Raw genomic sequence first — 17,093 nt, 5'->3', positions numbered from 1 at the left:
GGTTCGTGGTTTGTCCCTCGCCGGGCGGGTTTGCCTCCGGCGGCTCCTCGCCGGAGGGGCAGGTCTCTCCGGGATGGCCTCGCGGGTTGGCAACAGGGTTCTTTGGCAGGGACTCTTTTCGGTGGTCTGCCTGCCATCCCGTTGTGCCGTGAAAGGCGCTTTCACGGCGTTGACCACGCTGTGAAAGGCGCTTTCAGGTCACTGGGCGCCCTCACCGCGCGCCTTTCACAGCGTCGGCGATGACCCGAACGCGCCTTTCACGGCATACCACCCCACCCCGGGTACGGCGATCACCCGTCGGCTTGACAGGACCCGGCAACCGCTGGGGTCGGGAGACGCCCTCCGTTGGGGTCTCAGATTCGGCTCTCCCACACGGTCGTGCGGACCTCGGCCTGCGCTGATGTGATCGCGCTGACCCAAGACCCCACTGACTCGACACCTCCGGTTCGAGACCGCGGCTAGCCGCCGGGCGAGCTGGAAAGCGTCCGGGCTGTGGCAGTGACAAGTCCCGTCGAGCTGGGTGAAGTCCCGAAGCCGGGCATGGACCGGTTCAGCGGCTCGAACGCAACCCCGCCGTCACCCATCCGAGACCAGCGCGCACCGAGCCAGCTCTGGCGGGAGTCAGATTTTTTCAAATCTCTGTCGAACTATTGCAACATCTCGTTCGTGAGACCTATGGTGTTGCTCACCAAATTTCCCCACCATCAGCTACCCGAGACACGGGCCGGTCCCCCGACTGCGGCTCGTCGACGGAGGGTTACGACAACCATGAACACACTCACGCGCAGGTCGTTCGGCCTCGTGCTCGCGGCGGGCCTGGGCGTCAGCCTGGTCGCCTGCGGCGAGGACGCCGGCGAGGGCAGCGCGAACGGCAAGGTCACCATCACGGTGAACGGCCAGCCACCGAAGACGCAGCCGTTCGAGCGGAAGATCTTCGACGAGGACGTGGCCGAGTTCGAGAAGACGCACCCGGACATCGACATCCAGCCCCGCGAGGGGTTCATGGACCCCAAGACCTTCAACTCGAAGCTCGCGGGTGGCCAGCTGGAGGACGTCTTCTACGTCTACCTGACCGACCCGGCCAACCTGATCGCGCGTCGGCAGGCGGCCGACATCTCCGCCTACGTCAAGGACGTGCCGCACTACGACGAGCTGCAGCCCGAGCTGAAGGAGATCTTCACCAAGGACGGCAAGGTCTACGGGCTGCCGACCGCGAACTACTCGATGGGCCTGCTGTACAACCGCAAGCTCTTCACCGACGCCGGCCTCGACCCCGACGCACCGCCGAGCACGTGGGCGGAGGTCCGCGATGCCGCGAAGAAGATCACGGCGCTGGGCAACAACACCGTGGGCTTCGCCGAGTACAGCAAGAACAACCAGGGTGGCTGGCACTTCACCACCTGGATGTACTCCGCGGGCGGTGACATCGCCAAGCAGGACGGCGACAAGTGGGTCGCGGACTTCAACAACGCCAAGGGCAAGGAAGTCGCGCAGGCGCTGCACGACATGCGCTGGACCGACAACACCATGGGCAGCAAGCAGCTGCTGGTGATCGAGGACGTCCAGCGGATGATGGGCGCGGGCCAGCTCGGCATGTACATCGCCGCGCCGGACAACGTGCCCGTGCTGGTCAACCAGTTCAAGGGTGACTACGCCAACTACGGGCTCGCGCCGCTGCCGGGTGGCAACGGAACCCTTGTCGGCGGCGAGGGTTACATGATCAACCCGAAGGCCACGCCCGAGAAGATCAGAGCCGGTCTCGAGTGGATCTCGTGGAAGTACCTGAACCCGGACCGCATGGAGTCGGACCTCAAGCGGTACGCCGACCAGGACCAGCCGATCGGGCTGCCCACCTCGCCGCCCGCGGGCTCGTCCGACGTGTGGACCGGTGACCTGCGCAACCAGCAGGTCGACCTGCGTGCCAAGTACGCCACCATGCCGGTCGAGAACTACCAGCCCTACGTCGACGGGCTCGCCGACCTCGACAAGAAGATCGAGCCGCCGAACGCGCAGCAGGTGTACGCGGCGCTCGACAACGTGATGCAGGGTGTGCTCACCAACAAGGACGCCGACATCGACACGTTGTTGTCGGACGCGGAAGGCAAGGTCAACTCCGCACTGGCGCAGGTCAAGTAACCGTGTCCAGCACCGCCGTGCTCGCGCCGGACGTCGAGAGGCGTCCGGCGCGGGCGCCGCGCCGGGCAAGGAAGAATCTCCGGCGCGCGGTCACCGACAACCTCACCGCGTACGGGTTCCTGTGCGCGGCACTGGTCTGCTTCGCGCTCTTCTCGTGGTACCCGATCGTCCGCGGGGTCCTGCTGAGCTTCCAGCAGGTCAACTTCGTGACACCGGCCGAGTGGGTGGGCTGGCAGAACTTCCAGACCCTGTTCGCCGACCCGCTGTTCGGCATCGCGTGGCGGAACACGTTGCTGTTCACCGGGTTGGCGCTGGTCATCGGGTTCGCGGTGCCGTTCGCCGTCGCGATCGTGCTGAACGAGCTGCGGCACATGAAGGCCTACTTCCGGCTCGTGGTCTACATCCCCGTGATGCTGCCGCCGGTGGTCGTCGCGATCCTCTGGAAGTGGTTCTACGACCCGGGTCCCGGCCTGTTCAACAGCATGCTGCGCCTGGTCGGGCTGCCACCGCTGTCGTGGATCGACTCGGCCGACACGTCGATGCTGTCGCTGGTGCTCGTCGCGACCTGGGCGGCCATGGGGTCGGCGACCCTGATCTACCTCGCCGCGCTGCAGACCATCCCCGGTGAGCTGTACGAGGCCGCGGAGCTGGACGGCGCGAACCTGTGGCAGCGCCTGCGGTACGTCACGATCCCGCAGACCCGGTTCGTGCTGCTGATCATGATGCTGATGCAGATCGTGGCGACCATGCAGGTGTTCACCGAGCCGTACGTGATGACCGGCGGCGGACCGGAGGACTCCACGGTCACCGTGCTGCTCCTGCTGTACCGCTACGCCTTCACCTACAACGACTTCGGCACCGCCAGTGCGCTGAGCCTGCTGCTGTTCATCGCGCTCGGCGCGTTCTCCGCGCTGTACCTGCGACTGACCAGGACGAGGGGGTGACCACAGTGGAGCGAACGCTGATCTCCCCGTGGGCGATGAAGAAACGCCGGGGCAAGCTCCTCTACTGGCTCGTGTTCGCGCTCGTGATCACGTTGTTCACGGTCGCGTTCGTCGTGCCGCTGCTGTGGATGGTGCTCGGCGCCATGAAGACCGCGCCGGAGCTGGCGCGCAACCCGCCGACGCTGCTGCCCGAGTCGTTCGGCGCGGGCGCGTACACCGAGGCGTGGGAGTTCATGGACCTCGCCAAGTACTTCACGAACACCGTGATCATCGCGGCGGGTGCGTGGTTGATTCAGCTCGCGGTGCAGGTACCCGCCGCGTACGCGTTGTCGAAGCTGCGGCCCGCACTGGGCAGGTGGATCCTCGCGCTGATGCTGGCGACGTTGATGCTGCCCGCCTCCGCGCTGCTCGTGCCGACCTACCTGGCGATCACCGAGGTGCCGATCGTCGAGGTGAACCTGGTCAACTCGCCAGCGGCGATCTGGCTCCCCGCCGCGGCGAACGCGTTCAACATCTACCTGCTCAAGCGCTTCTTCGACCAGATCCCGACCGAACTGCTCGACGCGGCGCGGATCGACGGCGCGGGCAGCGTCACCACCATGTGGCGGATCGTGCTGCCGTTGTCGCGGCCGATCATCGCCGTGGTGTCCATTTTCTCGATCGTGGCCGCGTGGAAGGACTTCATCTGGCCGCTCCTGGTCCTGCAGGACCCGGAGATCCAGACGCTGTCCGTCGCGCTGCAACGGTTCGAGCCGGACACGCCGATCAACCTGATGCTGGCGGGCCTCGTCCTCGCGAGCATCCCGATGGTCGTCGCGTTCCTGATCTTCCAACGGCAGATCCTGGCCGGTCTCACGGCCGGCAGTCTCAAGGGGTGAGTGCGTGAACGGAGCTTGCGGAGTGAACCATCGGACACAGGGCGACGGCGAGCGGCGCCACGGAGCCTGCGAGGGGGCGGCATGAGCGACAACTGGTGGCGGGGTGCCGCTATCTACCAGGTCTACGTGCGCAGCTTCGCGGACGGCGACGGTGACGGCACGGGTGACCTGGCCGGTGTGCGGTCGAAACTGCAGTACCTGGCCGACCTGGGCATCAACGCGATCTGGTTCAACCCGTGGTACCCGTCGCCGATGGACGACGGCGGCTACGACGTGTCGGACTACCGCGACATCGAGCCGTCCTTCGGGTCGCTCGCCGAGGCGGAGAAGCTGATCGAGGAGGCCCACGACCTGGGCATCCGGATCATCATCGACATCGTCCCGAACCACTGCTCCGACGAGCACCCGTGGTTCAGGGCCGCGGTCGCGGCCGGGCCGGGATCGCCGGAACGCGAGCGGTTCTGGTTCCGTGACGGGGTCGACGGCGGCCCACCCAACAACTGGCAGTCCCGCTTCGGCGGGTCGGCGTGGACGCAGGTGCCGGACGGGCAGTGGTTCCTGCACCTGTACAGCTCGCGGCAGCCGGACCTGAACTGGACGAACCCGCAGGTGCACACCGAGTTCGCCGACATCCTGCGGTTCTGGTTCAACCGCGGCGTCGACGGGTTCCGCATCGACGTGGCCGACGGGCTGGTCAAGCAGGACGGGCTGCCGGACGTCGACGACCCGGACGGTCGCCTGCCGTACTCGGACCTCGACGGCGTGCACGAGATCTACAAGGAGTGGCGCAAGATCGCCGACTCCTACGACGACAAGCGCGTGTTCGTCGGCGAGATGTGGCTGCCGGACCCGCAGCGGTTCGCGATGTACCTGCGACCGGACGAGCTGCACTCGGCGTTCAACTTCGACTTCCTGTCCTGCCCGTGGGACGCGAAGAAGCTGCGTGAGGTCGTCGACGCGACGCTCGCCGCGCACGAACCGGTCAACGCGCCCGCGACGTGGGTGCTGTCGAACCACGACGTGACCAGGCACGTCACCCGTTACGGCCGCGCGGACACGTCGTTCTCGTTCGCCGACCGCCAGCACCGGGCGCCGACCGACCAGGCGCTCGGTACCCGCCGGGCACGGGCCGCCGCCCTGCTGACACTGGCCCTGCCCGGCGGGGTGTACATCTACCAGGGCGAGGAGCTCGGTCTGTCCGAAGTGGAGGACCTGGCCGACGAGGTGCGCCAGGACCCGGTGTTCCGGCGCACCAAGGGCGCCGACATCGGCCGCGACGGCTGCCGCGTGCCGGTGCCGTGGTCGGGCACCACGTCGCCGTACGGCTTCAACACGACCGGCACCGCGCCGTGGCTCCCGCAGCCCGACGACTGGGCCGGGTCCACTGTGGAGGCACAGACCGGCGACCCGTCGTCGATGCTCGAGCTGTACCGGTCGGCGCTGCGGATCCGGCACACCGAGGCGGGGCTCGGCGACGGGCCGATGGCGTGGCTCGACGACCAGCCCGGCGGGTTGCTCGTGTTCTCCCGTGACGACCGGTTCGCCTGCGCCGTCAACCTTTCCGACTCGGCGGTGCCACTGCCGCCGCACGTCGAGGTCCTGCTCGCGAGCGGGCCGCTCGACGGTTCGAACCTGCCGTCGGACACGGCGGTGTGGCTGCGCACATAGGAAGCAACAGCTCAATGGTGAGCAACCGCTGGGTGGCGGGGATGGCAGTAGCAGTCTCCGCCACCGGGGCCCTGGTGGTCGGCGCGGAGTCGGAGGCCGCACCGGCGACCGGGCCCGGTTGCAGGTGGACAGTGGGGACGACGCTGGTCAGTACACGATCGACCTGGCCGACTTCGAACAGGTCGGCGCGCCTGCCGAACGACCGTCAGGTTCGGTGTCGGTGACCGACCACGGCGCGGTCGCGGGTGACGGCCAGGACGACGTGGCCGCGTTCCGCGACGGTGCGGGCACGTTCGTGGCGCAGGCGCAGACCGCCGGGTCGGTGGCGATCCCGAACGTGACCGCCACCGACGTGGGTGCCGCCGGGACCTACAACTGCGGCGGGCTGCAGGTCACCGGCTCTGGCAACTCGGGCTGGGACTCGCGGTGGGAGGGCTGCGGCTGGCCGTGAGTCACCAGGCGACGACGCCGTCCTCGTCGTAGAAGCCGCCGGTCGGGCCGTCGTCGGCCACGGTCGCCAACGTCACCGCGGCGTTGGCGCCCTGGGCGGGGGTGCGGTACCCGCGGTTGTCGTTGAGGTCGGTCGCGCAGTAGCCGGGGCAGGCCGCGTTGATCCGCAGGCCCGGTTCTGCCTTCGCGTACAGGACGGTGACCGCGTTGAGGGCGGTCTTGGAGGGCCGGTAGCCGAGCGAGTCGGGGGTGTCGTCGGTCAGCATCCCGGCCAGCGAGCCGACGGAGCTGGACACGTTGACGATCCGGCCGTGCGCGGAGCGGCGGAGCCTCGGCAGGAACGCCTCGGTGACCGTGATGACACCGAACACGTTGGTCTCGAACACCTCCCGGATGTCCGCGACGTCGGCCGCACCCGGCGCGTTCATCCGGCCGCCGATGATGCCCGCGTTGTTGACGAGCACGTCGAGGCTGTCGATGGCCTCGGCGGCCCGCTGGACCGAGGCCGGATCGGTCACGTCCAGCTGGACGAACCGCGCCCCGACGTCGGCGGCGGCCTTCTCCCCCTTCTCCGGGTCCCGCGCACCGAGGTACACGGTCATCCCCTGGTCGACGAGTCGCTTCACGATCTCGAGGCCGATCCCTTTGTTGGCCCCGGTCACCAGTGCTGTGGTCATACGTCCAGCGTTCCCACTGGTCAGCGCGGGGTCCAACACCCGTTGGGTGGGAATCGATACTCTGGAGGTATGGATTCGCGGGAGCTTCGCTACTTCGTCGCGGTCGCCGAGGAGCTGAACTTCGGACGGGCGGCGACGCGCCTCGGGATCGCGCAGCCACCACTGTCGCGGACGATCCAGCAGCTGGAGCGGCGGATGGGGGTCACGCTGTTCGAGCGGACCAGCCGTCAGGTGTCACTCACCACGGCGGGCGAGGTGTTGCTGCACGAGGGGCGCCGCGCCCTGACGGCGTTGACCGCGGCGGAGCGCAGGACACAGCGGGCGGGCACGCGGCTCGTGCTGACGATGAAGCCCCACAGCGACGGCGGCCTGCTGGAGAAGATCCTCACCGAGTACGCGGCGTCCCCCTCGGCGGTCGAGGTGGACGTGCACATCTGCGGCATCGGCGAACAGGGGAAGCTCCTCCGCGAGGGCGAGGCCGACGCGGCACTGCTGCGCTTCCCGCACGACGACACGGAAGGCTTCGCGTACGAGGAACTGCTGACCGAACCCGACGCCGCGGTCCTCCCCCGCACCCACCGCCTCGCCGACCGCGAGTCCCTCACGATGGCGGACCTGGCCGGTGAGCAGCTGCCGCACTGGCCGGGCAACCCGCCCAATGGCGGCCCGCTGGTGCGGGACAGCGGCCAGTTGCAGCAGCTGATCGCCCTGGGCCGGACGATCGCCCTGCTCCCCGCGTCCACCCGTCACCACCTGGGTCCCGAACTGGCCCAGGTCCCGGTCACCGACGCCCCGACGTCGACGTTGGCGATCGCGTGGGCGGAGGACTCCCGCTCCCGCCCGCTGGCGGCGTTCATCCAGGCGGCGGTGCAGTGCGCGCCACGGTGACCAGGTGGGCACGGCGCCGGCACGAGAACGGGGCGGCCCGCACACCCGGCCGCCCCGCTCAAGAACCAACGATCAGAAGCCCGCCGTGATACGGGTGAACTCCCACTCCGGCTGGTCGATGCCGCTGCAGTTGGACTGCACACCGCCGCCGGCGCATGGCCGGTCCCGGTTCACCGCCCAGAACGCCAGGCGGCCCAACCCGTTCGACGACGCCCAGTCGCGGATCGCGGTCCACGTGTCGACCGAGGTCATCTCCTGCTGGTCGGACAGGCCGTTCATGCCGGAGATGCCGACGTGGCGGTACGCCTCGGCGTCCGACCAGCCGAAGGTCGACACCAGCTTGTCCTTCAGGCCGGTGGCCGCGGCGATCGTGTCGGTCTCGATGTCCGACGAGCCGAAGTCGAACGGCATGATCGTGAAGACGTCGATCCCGGCGTCGAGCGCCTTCGCCTGGTCGATGAGCCGGTTGCCGTAGTAGTTCGGGCCCGTCGTGGTGGTGCCGAACGTGACGATGGTCTGGATGCCGGGGTTGTTGGCCTTCACGATCTTCAGCGCGCCGAGGATGCGGTCCTGGACCGCCTCGTTCTCGAACTCGTCCGTGTTCTCGATGTCGATGTCGATCGCCGGCAGGCCGTAGGCGTCGATCACCTCCTGGTACGCGCCCGCGAGGGCCTCCGGCGACTCGCAGTTCGGGCCGAGCTTGTTGCCGCTCCAGCCGCCGAACGACGGGACGATGTCACCGCCCGCCGCGCGGATCTCGTCGATGGCCGCCTGGTCGGCGCCGCCCGTCAGCGGGCGCGACCCGTCCCACGCCGGCGAACAGCCGCCGTCCGACAGCACGAAGGCCATGGTGAACGACCTGACGCCCGTCGCCTCCATCACCGCTGAAGGCGAAGGGGGTTCACCCCAACCCAGGAACAGGTACGGCGCCGCGGGTGCGACCGCGACCGGTGCGGCCGAGGCCGCTGGCAGGAACGACAGGCTCGCGGCGACCGCTAGGGCCCCGGCCAGCAAGGACTTCATTGACACTCCCCGACCTATCCGTGAACAGGACGGGGACAAGTGTGGTCTAGACCACCTGGAACCGGTACCGACGAAAGTAGGCCCACATGGCCCGAAGGACGCTTTCGGGACGCTGAGCGTCCCGAAAGCGTCTTTCAGGCAGTCAGTCGGCCGCGGGGGCCAGTTCGGGGACCGGCTCGAACTCCTTGACCTTGTCCAGCGACGGACCCATGGCCGCGTTGGCCTCGCGTTCGACCATGACCTCCACGAGCACCGGCAGCGACAGCCGCTCCGACTCGGCGTCCGCCCACTCCAGCGCGGCCCGGATGTCACCCGGTTGCTCCACGCGCCGCGCCGGGCACCCGAAGGCGTCCATGAGCTTCACGTGGTCGATGCCGCCCTCGCCGTAGTGCAGGTCCACCGCGTAGTTCATCTCGTACGGCAACTCGGCCTGGCGGATCAGCCCCAGGTACTCGTTGTTGACCATCACGATGACGAACGGGATCTGGTACTGCGCGGCGACCGCGATCTCCTCCATCAGGAACTGGAAGGAGTAGTCACCGGCCACCGCCACCACCCGCCGGTCCGGGAACGCGCACTTCACGCCCATCGCGGCGGGCACCTCCCAGCCCAGCGGACCGGCCTGCCCGCACACGAGGTAGCGCCGAGGCAGGTACGTGTGCTGGAACTGCCCGGACCAGATCTGGTACAGCCCGATCGCGGTGACGAACGTGGTGTCCTCGCCGTAGTGCTCGTTGATCTCCCGGTACACCCGGGGCGGCTTGATCGGCACGTCGTCGAAGTCGTCGCGGCGCAACAGGGTCGACCGCAACGTCGCGACCCGCGACGGCCACACCTCACCGTGCGGCGCCACGCCGACCGCCCGCGCGCAGTCCGTGAGCGCGGACAGGGTGGGACGCGCATGTCCCACGATGCCGAGCGTCGGCTCGAACACCTTGCCGAGCTGCGTCGGCTCGATGTCGACGTGGATGAACTTCCGGTCGCCGAGGTAGGTGTCGAGCTTGCCGGTGTGCCGGTCGCCGAACCGCGCGCCGACCGCGAGCACCACGTCGCTCTCCAGAAACGCCTGGTTGCCCCACCGCTGCTGCGTCTGGATGCCCGCCATGCCCGCGAACAGCTCGTGGTTCTCGGGGAAGGCGCCCTTGCCCATCAGCGTGACCTGCACCGGCACGTTCAGCGCCTCGGCCAGCTCACGCAGTTCGTCCGCCGCGTTCGCGATGATGACGCCGCCACCGGCCAGGATCAGGGGCCGTTCCGCGCCGGCCAGCAGCTCGACCGCGGCCCGGATCCGCGCCGGATGCGGCTCCGGCACGTCGATCGGCAGGGGCGCGTCCAGCGCCGGGTCGTAGTTGCACAGTCCTCTTTGGACATCGATGGGCAGGTCGATCAGGACCGGGCCCGGCCGCCCCGACTGGGCGATCCGGAACGCCTCCCGGAACACCCACGGCGCCTGGCCCGGCTCCTTGAGCTGCACCGCCCACTTGGTCACCGGCTTGGCGATCTCGACGATGTCGACCGCCTGGAACGCCTCCTGGTGCAGCTTGGCCCGCTCCGCCTGACCGGTGATGCAGATCATCGGGATGGAGTCGGCGAGCGCGGTGTACAGACCGGTGATCATGTTGGTGCCGGCAGGACCGGAGGTGCCGATGCACACTCCGACCTTGCCGGTGACTCGGGACCAGCCGTCCGCCGCGTGTGTGCCGCCTTCTTCGTGCCGCACGGTGATGTGCTTGATACCGCTGTGCTGCAACGCCGCGTACAGCGGGAGGATCGCGGCGCCCGGGATGCCGAACACGGTGTCGACACCCTCGGACTCCATGACCGCGACCGCGGCCTCCATACAAGGCATGGTGCTCACTACGCGTCTCCCTTACCGGAGAGGTTTTCCGCCACCCTGAGCAGCGCGGAGTGGTCCAACTGCCCGTACCCCTGAGCCCTGGCCGACGCGATCAGCGCCGCGACGAGGTTGCCGACCGGGAGCGCCACGCCGGCGTCGCGGGAGGCGTCCAGGATGATCCCCATGTCCTTGTGGTGCAGGTCGATCCGGAAGCCGGGTGCGAACTGGCGCGCCACCATGGACTTCCGCTTCAGCTCCAGGATCCGGCTGCCCGCGAGCCCGCCGGCGAGCACGTCGAGCCCGACGCCGGCGTCGATGCCGGACGCCTCCAGCAGCACGATGGCCTCGGCCACCAGCGCGTACGTGCCGCCGACCACGAGCTGGTTGGCGGCCTTGACCGTCTGGCCCGCTCCGGCCGGTCCGACGTGGACGATCGTCCTGCCGAGCACGTCGAAGATCGGCTGCGCGGCGGCGAAGTCCTCGGCCGCACCGCCGACCATGATGGACAGCACGCCGTCGATCGCACCCTTCTCACCGCCCGACACCGGCGCGTCCAGCACCCGGACACCGCGCTCGGCCCCGACCTCGGCGAGCCTGCGCGCGGTCTCCGGGCGGATCGACGACATGTCGATGTACAGCGTGCCCGGCTTGGCGCTGTCGAGCACGCCGCCCTCGCCGAGCGCCACCGCCTCCACCTGCGGGTGGTTCGGCAGCATCGTGATGACCACATCGGACTCGGCGGCGGCTTGCGCGGCACTCACCGCCTTGGTGCCGCCCTCCCCCGCCAGCCGTTCCAACGAGGCGGGCACCACGTCGAACCCGATGACGTCGAACCCCGCCTTGAGCAGGTTCGACGCCATCGGGCCGCCCATGATGCCGAGCCCGACTATTCCGACTTTCGTCACCGCATAGCCTCCAACCAGCCGAAACTCTCATCGCTTGGCCCAACCGGCTTGTACTCCAGGCCAACGGGTCCCTGGTAGGGGCTCGCCGCCAGCTGCCGCAGGATCGCCGGGTAGTCCAGCTCTCCCGTCCCCGGTTGGCCGCGGCCGGGCACGTCCGCGATCTGCACGTGCCCGAACCGGTCCGCGTGGTTCGTGATCAGCGCGGGGATGTCCTCGCCCATCCGCGCCAGGTGGTAGAAGTCCGCGAGGAACGCGGTACCCGGCACCTGGTCGATCACCTGCAGTGCCGCGGTGGTCGAGGTGATCGGGTACCGGGTGTTCTCGAACGAGTTGAGCGCCTCCACGACGACCGTGGCACCGGTCCGCGACGCCGACTTCGCCGCCAGCGCGAGGTTCTCCAGCGCCAGCTCCACGTCGGAGTCGTCGGTCGTGTTGCCGTACAAGGCGTTGAGCACCTTGCAGCCCAGCCGTTCCGCGAACCCGACCGTCACGTCGATGTTGTCGCGGAACCGCAGGCTCGTGGCCTTCGACGACAACAGGCCCCGGTCACCCGATGGCATGTGCCCGGCGTCGAAGTTGAGGCCCACCAGGGAAACACCCGCGTCGTTGATGGCTCGTTCGAGCGCGTCCAGCTCCGCGTCCGCGGGCACCGGGCCGTCGAACGGCCACCACATCTCGACCGCGTCGAACCCCTTCGCGGCGGCCGCGGCGGGCCGCTCGAGCATGGGCAGCTCGGTGAACAGGATGGACAGGTTGACGTCGAAGCGCACTGGTACTCCTAGGCGACGGTCTGGACCAGGCTCGCCCTGGCCAGCTCTGCGGTCTCGGAAGGAGTCTTGCCCACACGTACGCCGGCCGCCTCCAGTGCTTCCTTCTTCGCGGCCGCCGTGCCCGACGAACCGGACACGATCGCACCCGCGTGCCCCATCGTCTTGCCCTCCGGCGCGGTGAACCCGGCGACGTAACCCACGACCGGCTTCGTGACGTTGTCCTTGATGAACGCGGCCGCCCGCTCCTCGGCGTCGCCGCCGATCTCGCCGATCATCACGATCAGCTCGGTCTCCGGGTCCGCCTCGAACGCGGCCAGCGCGTCGATGTGGGTGGTGCCGATGATCGGGTCGCCGCCGATGCCCACGGCGGTCGAGAACCCGATGTCGCGCAGCTCGTACATCAGCTGGTAGGTCAGGGTTCCCGACTTGGACACGAGCCCGATCCGGCCGGACGAGGTGATGTCGGCGGGGATGATGCCCGCGTTCGACTTGCCGGGGCTGATCACGCCGGGGCAGTTCGGGCCGATGATCCGTGTTCTGTTCCCGGTGGCGCGGGCGTGCGCCCAGAACGCGGCGGTGTCGTGCACCGGGATGCCCTCGGTGATCACGACCGCGAGCCCGATGCCCGCGTCGACCGCCTCGTTCACCGCGCCCTTCGCGAACTTCGGCGGCACGAACACGACCGTGGTGTCGGCACCCGTCTCACTCATGGCCTCGGCCACCGAGTTGAAGACCGGGAGGTTCGCCTCGCCGATCTCGGCCTTCTGCCCGCCCTTGCCCGGAGTGACACCGCCGACCACGTTGGTGCCCGCGGCGAGCATGCGCGCGGTGTGCTTGCGGCCTTCGGCGCCGGTCATGCCCTGGACGATGATCCTGCTGTCCTCGTTGAGGAAGATCGACATGCTCAGGCCCCCTTGAAGGCAAGCTCGGCGGCGCTGCGGGCCGCGCTGTCCATGGTGTCGAGGCGCTGCAGGCCGGGAAGTGCGGCGTCGTCGAGGATCCGGCGGCCCTCGGCGGCGTTGTTGCCGTCGAGCCGGACCACGACCGGCTTGGTCACGTTGCCCAGCAGCCCGAACGCCTGCACGATCCCGTTGGCGACCGCGTCGCACGCGGTGATGCCGCCGAACACGTTGACGAACACCGACTTCACGTCCGGGTCGGACAGGATGATCTCCAGCCCGTCGGCCATCACCTGCGCCGACGCGCCACCGCCGATGTCGAGGAAGTTGGCAGGCCGGATATCGTGCTCCGCACCCGCGTACGCCACCACGTCCAATGTAGACATGACGAGCCCAGCACCGTTGCCGATGATGCCAACCTGGCCGTCGAGCTTGACGTAGTTGAGGTCCTTGGCCTTCGCGGCCGCCTCGAGGGGGTCCTCGGCCTCGGCGTCGACGAGGTCGGCGTGGCCGGGGTGGCGGAACGCCGCGTTCTCGTCGAGCGTCACCTTGCCGTCCAGCGCGACGATGTTCCCGTCGCCGTCACGCACGAGCGGGTTGACCTCCACCAGCGTCGCGTCCTCGGACACGAAGGTCTCCCACAGCTTGACGATCACCTCGGCGGCGGCGTCCTGCACGTCCGTCGGGAAGATCGCCGCGATCTCCTTGGCCTTGGCCAGGTCCACGCCCTCGTTGGCGTCGATCGGGATCCTCGCGAGGGCCTCTGGTCGTTCCACGGCCAGCTGCTCGATCTCCATGCCGCCCTCGGCCGACGCCATCGCGAGGAACGTCCGGTTCGCGCGGTCGAGGAGGAACGAGAAGTAGTACTCCTCGGCTATCGTCGACGCGGGGGTGACCAGCACGCGCCGCACCGTGTGGCCCTTGATGTCCAGGCCGAGGATGCTCTCGGCCTTCCCGAGCGCGTCACCGGCGTCGGTGGCGAGCTTGACGCCGCCGGCTTTGCCACGGCCACCCGTCTTCACCTGCGCCTTGATGACGACCGGCACCCCGAACTCGGCGGCGGCGGTCGATGCCGCGCCCGCGTCGGTGACCACTCGCTGACCGGGGCCCACCGGCACTCCGTGCGCCGCGAAGAGGTCTTTCGCTTGGTATTCGTACAGGTCCACTCGCGCCCAACCTTCCGTCTTTCAGGGCTGTGACCGACACCACCATGTGTTGTAGACTGTATGCAGTATGGAACCCGTTGTCCAGAGAGGGGTCCGTGATGAGTGCCTCTGTTGACTTCCTAGGCCGTCGCTTCCAGGTCGGACCTTCCCCTGGTGAGCTGGTCGGCCGCGACCGCGCCTGGATGCTGCGCGCGTCCTGGGCCGCGATGGCCGCGATCGGCATCCTGCAGTACGGGTTCGGCTCGCTGGTGCCGTCGCTCGTCGACCGCGGCTGGTCCGCGCTCGACGTGTTCTGGCTCCTCGCGCTGTGGACGGTCTTCCAGGCCGGCGCCGGCTTCCCCGTCGCGTTCCTGCGTGAACGCGGCCGGATCGGGCCACGCACCGCGATGATCGCCGGGGCGGTGCTCCTCCCCCTCGGCCCGCTCTCGCTCGCGTTCGGCTCCCAGTTCGCCGCCGTCATCGGGTACTCCGTGCTGAGCGGTACGGGCGCCGGCCTGGTCTACGCCACCTGTTCCGCGACGGTCGCCAAGTGGTACCCGGAGCGCCAGGCGGCGAAGGTCAGCCTCGCGACCGGCGCCTTCGCGTACGGCTCGGTGCCGTTCGCGATCGCGTTCCTGTTCGCCCCGGTCGGCCCCGCCCTGACGGTGACGGCCGTCGTGGTGTTCGCGGTGGTGCTGGCGGCCGGGTCACTCATGGTGGACCCGCCCGCGAACTGGTGGCCTGCTTCGGTCGACCCGCGCGAGTGGATGCTGGAGCAGCGGTCGTCGGCGGTGCGGCAGTACTCGCCCCGCGAGGCGATGCGGACCGGCGTCGCGCCGCTGATGTACCTCATCCTGTTCATCGCGAGCGCCGTGTCGCTGTTCGACATCACGTTCCTGGCCACACTGGGCGGCACCATCAACGCGCCGCTCGTCGTGGTCGCGGTGGGCACAGGTGTACTGCTCGGCGCGAACGGCGCGGGCCGCGCGGCGGCGATCCGGGTGTCGGACCGCCTCGGCCGGACCCGCACGCTGGCGTGGGTGCTCGCGGTTCTCGGGCTGGGGCAGCTGTTCCTGGCGTCGGCGGCGAGCACCGGGGCCGTGGCGATGCTGGTGTTCGCGGCGCTGCTGGCTGGTGTCGGCGGTGGTGCGTTCTACCCGCTGTTCGCGTCACTGGTGCGGGAGTTCTTCGGCGACCAGAGCGCGGGCGCCCGCCGCACGCACGCGGCGGTGTACAGCGCGAAGGCGTTCGGCGGGGTGCTGGGTGTCGGCGTGGCGGCGGCGGTGCTGCCGTCGTGGGGCTACACGCCGGTGCTCTTGCTGGCCTGCGCGCTGGCCGTCGCGTCGGCCGCGCTGTGCGTGAAGCTCCGCCAGCCGGGCCGCTTCCTGCCCGGCCTGCCCCCGCAGCGAGTGGCGACGACGGAGTCGTGACCGATGGACTCGGGCTCGCCCGGCGCTCCTCCGGGCGAGCCTGTCACCGGTGCCGCCGCGCCCACTCGCCGAGGGTGGCGTAGCCGGCGTCGATGAGCCCCTCGCGGGGATCCACACGGTGGAGAAGAGCGGCGCCCGGGTGGTGCTCTTCCGCCCAGGCGCGGTCGACGCGGGTGATCTCGTCGTCGACCCACGCGAACGGTCGGCCCGCGGCCCAGTCGACGAGGGCTCTGGTCTTCCAGTGCAGCCCGGCCCGCTCGTCCTGTTCGTCCATATCGGACGGTTCCGGCCAGTCGACGACCGGCAGCAGGGGCAGCCCGAGCCGCGGCGCCAGCACGTCGTTCGCATCGGCCATCCAGGTCGTGGCCCAGACCAGCTCGCACGGCAGCGCCGCCAGCCGCGGGCCGTGCGCGGGGTCCAGCCGGGCCAGCAAGGGGTTCGGGTCGTCGCAGAAGGTGTGGACCGCGCCGCCGAACGGGAGCAGTGTCCCGTCGACGTCGATGAACAGCAGCGGGCGCGTCACCGGTGCTCCAGGCAGCACTCCACGAAGTCCCGCACCACCGGGTTGTCGTCGTCCGCCGGGGACCACGCGATGCCGACCTGCGTCGGGGGCACGCCGGTCACCGGGCGGTAGGTGACGCCGGGCCGGGCGTAGTACCGCGCGGCGGACTCCGGGGCCAGCGCCACGCCGTATCCGTTGGCGATCGCGCTCAGCCAGTCGTCCGGGTGTTCCGTCACGGCGCCTATCCGGGGTTCGTCCGGGCGGTGGTCGACGGCCAGCCAGTAGTCGCGCCACGATCCGGTTTCCACCGGGGCCGCGACGAACGGTTCGTCCCACAGGTCCTCGAAGGCGATCACGTCCTGTGTGGACAGTCGGTGGTCGCTCGGCAGCGCCACGCAACGGGGTTCGGTCAGCAGCACCGACACGCGCCACTTCTCCTGCCCGGGAAAGGGAAGGCGTACCAGCGCCGCGTCGACGTCGGACGAAGCCAGGCCCGCGGTCGGGTTCGACCACGCGGCCTGCCGCATGTCCACCCGCCAGCCCGGCCGCCGCTCCCCGAACGCGGCGATGATCGCCGGGGTGGCCTCGTTCGCCGCGCTGGCGAGGAAACCGACGCGCAGGACCTGGGTCGCCGCACGTCGTGTCTCACGCAGCGCGCGGTCCCACTCCCCCAGCAGCACCGGGACCCGCGACGCCAGCGCACGGCCGGCTTCGGTCAGTGCCATGCCCGCTCGCGACCGTGCGAACAGCCGCACCCCCAGCCGGTCCTCCAGCTGCTTGACCTGCTTGGTCAGCGCGGGCTGCGACACGAACAACCGCTCCGCGGCGCGGGTCAGGTTCCCCTCCTCGGCCACGGCGGCGAAGTAGCGCAGCAGCCGAGTGTCGACATCCATGCCGTCAGGTTATAGACGCAGGTATTGGACGCACGACCGGCGCGGGGC

Annotated in this window: 16 protein-coding genes; 7 read left to right on the top strand and 9 right to left on the bottom strand. The window is 69.5% G+C overall.

Annotated elements, in window-relative coordinates; genetic code table 11:
- Positions 1 to 768: 768 nt before the first annotated feature.
- From FHR82_RS20040 to FHR82_RS20020, 5 genes are all read left to right on the top strand, one after another.
- Positions 769 to 2,136 carry an ABC transporter substrate-binding protein gene (locus tag FHR82_RS20040; protein ID WP_184811985.1) on the top strand — a complete coding sequence of 456 codons (1,368 nt, stop codon included), beginning with the start codon at positions 769 to 771 and terminating at the stop codon, positions 2,134 to 2,136.
- Positions 2,137 to 2,255: 119 nt separating this feature from the next.
- Positions 2,256 to 3,080: a carbohydrate ABC transporter permease gene (locus tag FHR82_RS20035; protein ID WP_221464103.1), complete on the top strand. Its 825-nt coding sequence runs from the start codon at positions 2,256 to 2,258 to the stop codon at positions 3,078 to 3,080.
- Positions 3,077 to 3,958: a carbohydrate ABC transporter permease gene (locus FHR82_RS20030; RefSeq protein WP_311771180.1), complete on the top strand. Its 882-nt coding sequence runs from the start codon at positions 3,077 to 3,079 to the stop codon at positions 3,956 to 3,958. The genes FHR82_RS20035 and FHR82_RS20030 overlap by 4 nt, the downstream gene beginning before the upstream one ends.
- Before the next feature lie 81 nt (positions 3,959 to 4,039).
- The gene (locus tag FHR82_RS20025; RefSeq protein WP_184811983.1) at positions 4,040 to 5,626 is read left to right on the top strand and encodes a glycoside hydrolase family 13 protein; all 1,587 of its coding nucleotides are present in this window, start codon (positions 4,040 to 4,042) and stop codon (positions 5,624 to 5,626) included.
- A 124-nt stretch (positions 5,627 to 5,750) separates the two neighbouring features.
- Positions 5,751 to 6,077, top strand: a complete 327-nt coding sequence (locus FHR82_RS20020; RefSeq protein WP_184812518.1) for a hypothetical protein — start codon at positions 5,751 to 5,753, stop codon at positions 6,075 to 6,077.
- A gap of 1 nt (position 6,078) precedes the next feature.
- Here the strand turns inward: FHR82_RS20020 and FHR82_RS20015 are convergent, their stop codons facing one another.
- Positions 6,079 to 6,753 carry an SDR family oxidoreductase gene (locus tag FHR82_RS20015; RefSeq protein WP_184811982.1) on the bottom strand — a complete coding sequence of 225 codons (675 nt, stop codon included), beginning with the start codon at positions 6,751 to 6,753 and terminating at the stop codon, positions 6,079 to 6,081.
- 69 nt (positions 6,754 to 6,822) lie between these two features.
- Here FHR82_RS20015 and FHR82_RS20010 point away from each other — a divergent pair, with 69 nt between their 5' ends.
- Positions 6,823 to 7,641: a LysR family transcriptional regulator gene (locus FHR82_RS20010; RefSeq protein ID WP_184811981.1), complete on the top strand. Its 819-nt coding sequence runs from the start codon at positions 6,823 to 6,825 to the stop codon at positions 7,639 to 7,641.
- A gap of 72 nt (positions 7,642 to 7,713) precedes the next feature.
- On the opposite strand, the gene FHR82_RS20005 is transcribed toward FHR82_RS20010, so the two are convergent.
- From FHR82_RS20005 to sucC, 6 genes are all read right to left on the bottom strand, one after another.
- Positions 7,714 to 8,664 (bottom strand): chitinase, encoded by a 951-nt coding sequence (locus FHR82_RS20005; protein WP_184811980.1) that lies wholly within the window; start codon positions 8,662 to 8,664, stop codon positions 7,714 to 7,716.
- Positions 8,665 to 8,806: 142 nt separating this feature from the next.
- The gene (gcl, locus tag FHR82_RS20000) at positions 8,807 to 10,513 is read right to left on the bottom strand and encodes a glyoxylate carboligase (protein WP_260418071.1); all 1,707 of its coding nucleotides are present in this window, start codon (positions 10,511 to 10,513) and stop codon (positions 8,807 to 8,809) included.
- A gap of 8 nt (positions 10,514 to 10,521) precedes the next feature.
- Positions 10,522 to 11,406: a 2-hydroxy-3-oxopropionate reductase gene (locus tag FHR82_RS19995; protein WP_184811978.1), complete on the bottom strand. Its 885-nt coding sequence runs from the start codon at positions 11,404 to 11,406 to the stop codon at positions 10,522 to 10,524.
- A complete protein-coding gene (locus tag FHR82_RS19990; protein WP_311771179.1) occupies positions 11,403 to 12,176 on the bottom strand; it encodes a hydroxypyruvate isomerase family protein in 774 nt (257 codons plus the stop codon). The genes FHR82_RS19995 and FHR82_RS19990 overlap by 4 nt, the downstream gene beginning before the upstream one ends.
- Positions 12,177 to 12,184: 8 nt before the next feature.
- Entirely contained in the window at positions 12,185 to 13,078 is an 894-nt protein-coding gene (sucD, locus tag FHR82_RS19985) for a succinate--CoA ligase subunit alpha (RefSeq protein WP_184811977.1), read from the bottom strand.
- Positions 13,079 to 13,080: 2 nt separating this feature from the next.
- Positions 13,081 to 14,241, bottom strand: a complete 1,161-nt coding sequence (sucC, locus tag FHR82_RS19980; protein ID WP_184811976.1) for an ADP-forming succinate--CoA ligase subunit beta — start codon at positions 14,239 to 14,241, stop codon at positions 13,081 to 13,083.
- A 98-nt stretch (positions 14,242 to 14,339) separates the two neighbouring features.
- On the opposite strand from sucC, the gene FHR82_RS19975 reads away from it, so the two are divergent.
- Positions 14,340 to 15,650 carry an MFS transporter gene (locus tag FHR82_RS19975; protein WP_184811975.1) on the top strand — a complete coding sequence of 437 codons (1,311 nt, stop codon included), beginning with the start codon at positions 14,340 to 14,342 and terminating at the stop codon, positions 15,648 to 15,650.
- A 43-nt stretch (positions 15,651 to 15,693) separates the two neighbouring features.
- Here the strand turns inward: FHR82_RS19975 and FHR82_RS19970 are convergent, their stop codons facing one another.
- Both FHR82_RS19970 and FHR82_RS19965 read right to left on the bottom strand, forming a co-directional pair.
- Positions 15,694 to 16,173: an HAD domain-containing protein gene (locus FHR82_RS19970; RefSeq protein WP_311771178.1), complete on the bottom strand. Its 480-nt coding sequence runs from the start codon at positions 16,171 to 16,173 to the stop codon at positions 15,694 to 15,696.
- On the bottom strand, positions 16,170 to 17,045 hold the full coding sequence (locus FHR82_RS19965) for a LysR family transcriptional regulator (protein ID WP_184811974.1): 876 nt from the start codon (positions 17,043 to 17,045) through the stop codon (positions 16,170 to 16,172). The genes FHR82_RS19970 and FHR82_RS19965 overlap by 4 nt, the downstream gene beginning before the upstream one ends.
- Positions 17,046 to 17,093: the final 48 nt, after the last annotated feature.

This window comes from Actinophytocola algeriensis, assembly GCF_014203735.1.
Taxonomy (GTDB): Bacteria; Actinomycetota; Actinomycetes; order Mycobacteriales; family Pseudonocardiaceae; genus Actinophytocola; species Actinophytocola algeriensis.
Note: the sequence above shows the minus strand (reverse complement) of the source record. Positions and strands in the feature narration are given on the sequence as shown.

What these genes read in the sequence shown, in the direction of transcription:
- FHR82_RS20040 (WP_184811985.1), top strand. Translation starts at nt 769, where the DNA reads ATGAACACACTCACGCGCAGGTCGTTCGGCCTCGTGCTCGCGGCGGGC.
- FHR82_RS20025 (WP_184811983.1), top strand. Translation starts at nt 4,040, where the DNA reads ATGAGCGACAACTGGTGGCGGGGTGCCGCTATCTACCAGGTCTACGTG.
- FHR82_RS20015 (WP_184811982.1), bottom strand. Translation starts at nt 6,753, where the DNA reads ATGACCACAGCACTGGTGACCGGGGCCAACAAAGGGATCGGCCTCGAG.
- FHR82_RS20010 (WP_184811981.1), top strand. Translation starts at nt 6,823, where the DNA reads ATGGATTCGCGGGAGCTTCGCTACTTCGTCGCGGTCGCCGAGGAGCTG.
- FHR82_RS20005 (WP_184811980.1), bottom strand. Translation starts at nt 8,664, where the DNA reads ATGAAGTCCTTGCTGGCCGGGGCCCTAGCGGTCGCCGCGAGCCTGTCG.
- gcl (WP_260418071.1), bottom strand. Translation starts at nt 10,513, where the DNA reads ATGCCTTGTATGGAGGCCGCGGTCGCGGTCATGGAGTCCGAGGGTGTC.
- sucD (WP_184811977.1), bottom strand. Translation starts at nt 13,078, where the DNA reads ATGTCGATCTTCCTCAACGAGGACAGCAGGATCATCGTCCAGGGCATG.
- FHR82_RS19975 (WP_184811975.1), top strand. Translation starts at nt 14,340, where the DNA reads ATGAGTGCCTCTGTTGACTTCCTAGGCCGTCGCTTCCAGGTCGGACCT.
- FHR82_RS19965 (WP_184811974.1), bottom strand. Translation starts at nt 17,045, where the DNA reads ATGGATGTCGACACTCGGCTGCTGCGCTACTTCGCCGCCGTGGCCGAG.